Below are 936 nucleotides of genomic sequence, written 5' to 3'. Positions count from 1 at the left end.
CTCGTCTGAACTTGAAGCCTTACTTGATGCAGATGCTTATGCAGACGTGTGTGAGGCTGACGACCACTAAATCTAAATAAAAGCGCATTGATGCGCTTTTTTTGTTTTATACGTATTGTTGTTTAGCCCCGACTAATAGGGGGCTTTTTGTTTCGTAGGAGCGAGCATGCCTTTTGTGCCTCATACCGACGCTGACGTAGAGAAAATGCTGGGAACTATCGGCGTTGAATCAATCGATCAGTTATTTGATGAAATTCCAGAACATTTACGAGCAAAGCCTTTAGCTGTTCCAGCTGGTTTGTCTGAAATGGAAATGATGCGCCGTATGAACGAGCGTGCTCAGCAAGATAGCGGAGCGCTTTGTTTTATTGGTGCGGGTGCTTATGAACACCATGTTCCTGCTGCTGTTTGGGATGTGACTACTCGTGGTGAATTCATGACGGCTTATACGCCTTATCAGGCAGAGGCAAGTCAGGGTACGTTGCAATTGATTTATGAGTACCAGTCGATGATGTCGGCACTGACAGATATGGATGTATCTAATGCTTCTTTGTATGACGGTGCTTCTGGATTAGCTGAAGCTGTTTTGATGGCGATTCGTGCGAATCGTAAGTCAAAGAGTAAGAAAGTACTAGTAGCCAAAACAACGCATCCTCTATATCGCAAAGCCGCGCAATGCATCGTTGAGAATCAAGGAATTATGCTTGATGAGCTAGCAATGGATGCGCAGGCTTTAGTGACGGATCAGTCAGCCTTGGCCGAATATGAAGGTCAAGACTATGCCGCGCTTGTTATTTCTCAACCGAACTTTTTTGGAAGTTTGGAGCAGGTTGATGCGCTAACTGATTGGGCGCATGCGCAAGGTATGCTGGTGATTGCGGTTGTTAACCCTACGGCTCTTGCAGTGCTGACGCCTCCAGGGCAGTGGGGTGAAAC

At 46.5% G+C, this 936-nt stretch carries 1 pseudogene; it reads left to right on the top strand.

Features of this window, described 5'->3' with window-relative positions:
• Positions 1-166: 166 nt before the first annotated feature.
• Positions 167-936: pseudogene (locus A3738_RS03180) on the top strand (glycine dehydrogenase); the annotation flags it as partial.

The sequence above is a fragment of the Oleiphilus sp. HI0066 genome (assembly GCF_001635725.1).
This window is presented reverse-complemented; position numbering and strand designations above follow the sequence as displayed.